Raw genomic sequence first — 3,973 nt, 5'->3', positions numbered from 1 at the left:
GCGTAACGGTGTGGGGTGAGGTGGGTGGGATGGTCGGGGAACCTCTGTAATCCGGGAAAGGTGTGATTCCCCGCAGCCGAGCTGCGTTATGCCAAGGCACAGAATGAAGTGGGCGGTAAAAAGGAGTGTTCAGGGGGGCAGTTCGTGGAGCGTGGCGTAACCGCGAGTACGGAAGTCGACCACTCCCCCGCTGGGTGGATGCCCAGCAGCGCCAGGCGCGCCGATATTGCGGCGCTTTGTGCCGCAGAGGCTCACGACTACCAGCCGCTGCTGGATTTGTGTGATCTTGAACTGTGAACCCGCTGCGTCAGGCCCGCCTGAGGCAGGGTGCCTCCCCCCAGACTTCAGGGTTAGACCAACACGTTAGGCTGGGCGAACGTCTTCAGCCTGCAGGCCCTTGGGACCGCGCGTGGTAGTGAATGAAACCTTCTGACCTTCCGCCAGCGACTTGAAACCGCTACCCTGAATAGCGGAGTGATGCACAAACACGTCCTCCTTACCATCATCCGGCGTGATGAAGCCAAACCCTTTGCTATCGTTGAACCACTTTACCGTACCTGTTGCCATGACTGATTCCCTTCCATGCATTTTTAGATAAGGCAATTTGCCTTGTAAAAATCTTATGCTGACATCGACTTAAACGCAATCAAAATGGGCGTTACAGATGCCGGGTGTGAGAAATCTATGCCGTCTTCAGCGGTATGAAACTCGGAGATAACCGTTATATCTCCGGCATACCCTCATCGGTACAAGAATCTGAATGCTGCGGCACGATGCGCGGCCTGAAGTCTTCTGCAGGGCGCCCTGTGGGAATGTTACAAACATAATAATTGAAAGGTCGCTCTTCGAGGTTACGGCAGCGACTCTACGCCAATTTCAGAATTGATCCTGCGGCAAGGTGGCGGCACCCACCAGTACAGCGCGGCGCACCAGCGTTGCGAGCAAGGGTAATTTGTAGGCATTCTGCGTTAAGGATATTGCCCCCGCCAGCGCCGCCTCTCCCGCTGCTTCCGCCGTTTTCCCGCTGATCTTCACCCCCGTCAGCAAGGCTTCGGCCTGTCGCACCCGCCACGGAGCCGGCGCCGCTGCGCCGAGCACAATACTCGCCTGCCGGCAAAGATCGGCCGCGTCGATATCCAGCACCACTGCCACGGCCGCAAGGGGCCAATCGAAGGCTTCCCGTTCAGCAACTTGGAGATAAATGGAGCGATTGGTCTGTGTCTGGGGCGGCAGCCATACCGCCGTCAGGATTTCTTCGGCCGCAAGAATGTTTTCCCGGTGCATATCCGTTTCCGGCAAAACGAAAAAATCCTCCAAAGGAAGCATACGTCGCTGGCCCTGGGGCTGGAGAAGTTCCACCTGCGCGTGAAAAGCCAGGAGCGCGGTGGCTGGGGTAGAGGGATGGACAATGGCGCAGCCGTGGTTGCCAAAAACGGCGTGGTAGCGATTGTCGCCCGCAAAGGCGAAGCAGTGTCCGCCGCCCTTGCGCAGGCAGTGATGGGCGGTGGAGCGCAGGTACCAGCAGCGCGGTCGTTGCAGTAGATTTCCGCCCAGGGTGGCGCGGTTGCGGATTTGCGGGCTGGCTGCCATGGCGGCCGCCTGTGCCAACGCGGCATGGCTCTGCCGGAGACCAGGGTGTGTGGCGATCTGGGCCAGGGTTGTCAGGGCGCCGATGCGCAAGCTGCCGTCGTCTCCGTGGGAGATGCTCTGCAGTTCCGCCAACTGGCTGATGTCCATCAGGCACCTGGGGTTGACCAGGCCTTCCTTCATGAGATCCAGCAGGTCCACCCCGCCGGCTTTCACCAGAACAGCTTGTTGTGCGCTCGGCGTGCCTTGCAGCGTGAGCATCGCTTCGGCCGTGGTCTGGGTAACGAGGGTGGCGGCTTCCTCCGGCGACCGGGCCTGTTGCCATTGGAAGGCTTCCATCAGCGCGGCTCTCCGCCTACGGCACCGAGGGCATGGAGTACCTTTGCGGGCGTCATGGGCAAGGAGCGCAAGCGCACGCCGATGGCGTTGTGGACGGCGTTGGCGATGGCGGCGGCGGTGGCAATGTTGGCCGGTTCGGCAACGCCGTAGGCATCGGTAGCGCTAAAGCCCTGGTAGTTCTCCAGCAGCGCCACCTCGATCCGGGGGGTGTCCCCCGCTCCCGTCAATTTATAATCGACCAGATTGGGATTGAGCATCCAACCGGTGTGGATATCCAGGACCCGTTCCTCCAGCAGCGCATAAGCAACGCCCATGAGCACACCTCCTTGCACCTGGCTTTCAATCTGCAGAGGGTTGATGGGACGGCCACAGTCGTGAACCGCCACCACCCGTTCCACGCGGATGACGCCGGTCTCCGTATCGACGGCCACTGCGGCGAACTGGACCCCACCCAGGTCGTTCAGCGCCATGGCCCCATCGCCCGAAAGGCTGCGGAAACCGGGATAGTCATCGCTCCGCCCGGCAAAGGCGCTGATGCGGTCGGTGCGCAGGGCGGCGGCGGCCTCCCGCCAGGAAAGGCGCTGCTGCGGCGCATCGCGCAAATGGATCCAGCCGTCCTGCACGGTCAACCGTTGCGGGTCCACCCGCCAGGTCGAGGCGACGGAGCGGAAAAGGGCCTCTTTGATCCGCCAGGCGGCGGTGCGGGCAGGGGGGGTGATGGAGGCGGTGGTACGACTGCCGTAGGACGGTGGTCCCGAGGGAAATTCGGTATCCCCCATGCGCACCTGGATATCTTCCGGCTGCAGACCCAGTTCTTCGGCCACCACCTGGGACAGGACCGTACCGGCTCCGGTGCCGATGTCCTGCACGCTGGAAAGCACTTCGACGCGGCCGTCCCGCCACAGGCGCAATTCGCAGGCGGCGTTGGTCTGAACATTGGCGGACCACAGGGATTGCGCCATGCCGATGCCACGCTTGACCGGCCCCTGATCCGCCCCTGGCGTCCCGCGCCGCGTCCAGCCGATTTTTTCGGCGCCGATACGGCGTTCCTCGCGGCGCACGAGGCTGGGGTCGATGATATCCCGCAGGGCGACAGGGTCCATCGCGAGTTTCTCCGCCAGTTCATCAACACACTGTTCTAGGGCAAAGGCACCCTGGGTGTTGCCGGGGCCGCGCATAGCGCAACTAGGGCCGGTATGGGTGAAAACGTCGTACTGCAGGGATTCCACATGGGGGCAGTGATACAGGGCGGTGGCCACATTGCCCACACCGGCGCCGAAGGCGACACCGGCGTTGCCGTAGGAATGCAGGGAAAGCGCCGTCAGGGTGCCATCCCGCCGGGCCCCGATGCGCAGATGCTGTTCGCTGGAAGGGCGGTTGCCAGTGTCCATGTGTTCCTCGTCACGGCGATGGACCAGACGCACCGGCGCCCCCGCCAGCCGGGAAAGGGCTACCGCCGTGCGCCCGTAAAGTCCAATCTGCGACTTGGAGCCGAACCCCCCGCCAACGGCCTCGGCCCGTACCCGCACGCGGGAAAGGGGCAACTGGAAATGGCGGGCCAACTGCGCGCGCACCCCGGCGGTGAACTGGGTGGACATCCAGACGTCGAGACCGCCCTCATGCCAGGCCGCGACGACGGCATGGGGCTCCAGGCAGCAATGGGTCTGCACTTGGGTATGATAGGTCCCCTCTACCACAACCTCGGCGGCCGCGAAGCCGGCATCGATGTCGCCGCGGCTGCCCCGGCTCTCCGGCCCCCGGATATTGCCGGTGACAGGAAGATCACCGGCCGCGGCGGGCAGTCCGGCCGAGGGCATATCCTCCAGTCCGCCATCCGAGTAAACAACGGCGGCATCCGCCTGTCTGGCCCCTTCGAAGTCCACGACGAAAGGCAAGGGCTCGTACTCCACCCGAATCAGGCGCAGTGCCGCTTCCGCTAGTGCCGGTGTCTCCGCCGCCAGAGCGGCGACGGGTTGGCCGACATAGCGCAGCACTGCGGGGCGGCCATCGGTCGCCGGCCCCACCACGCTCAGTACCGCATGTACCC

At 63.4% G+C, this 3,973-nt stretch carries 4 protein-coding genes; 1 reads left to right on the top strand and 3 read right to left on the bottom strand.

Going from position 1 to position 3,973, the window contains the following annotated elements:
• The first annotated feature begins 144 nt into the window (after nucleotides 1–144).
• Nucleotides 145–297: a hypothetical protein gene (locus tag AC2VNK_RS03020; protein WP_486882750.1), complete on the top strand. Its 153-nt coding sequence runs from the start codon at nucleotides 145–147 to the stop codon at nucleotides 295–297.
• Between the two features lie 66 nt (nucleotides 298–363).
• Here AC2VNK_RS03020 and AC2VNK_RS03015 read toward each other — a convergent pair whose 3' ends face one another.
• The 3 genes from AC2VNK_RS03015 to AC2VNK_RS03005 all read right to left on the bottom strand — a co-directional run.
• Nucleotides 364–567 carry a cold-shock protein gene (locus AC2VNK_RS03015; RefSeq protein WP_291525507.1) on the bottom strand — a complete coding sequence of 68 codons (204 nt, stop codon included), beginning with the start codon at nucleotides 565–567 and terminating at the stop codon, nucleotides 364–366.
• 309 nt (nucleotides 568–876) lie between these two features.
• Nucleotides 877–1,926: an FAD binding domain-containing protein gene (locus AC2VNK_RS03010; RefSeq protein ID WP_486882749.1), complete on the bottom strand. Its 1,050-nt coding sequence runs from the start codon at nucleotides 1,924–1,926 to the stop codon at nucleotides 877–879.
• Nucleotides 1,926–3,973 (bottom strand): xanthine dehydrogenase family protein molybdopterin-binding subunit (locus AC2VNK_RS03005; protein WP_486882748.1); only part of this gene is annotated, 2,048 nt, incomplete at its 5' end. The genes AC2VNK_RS03010 and AC2VNK_RS03005, both read right to left, overlap by 1 nt.

It is taken from the genome of Acidithiobacillus sp. TH-A35, from assembly GCF_057473505.1.
Note: the sequence above shows the minus strand (reverse complement) of the source record. Positions and strands in the feature narration are given on the sequence as shown.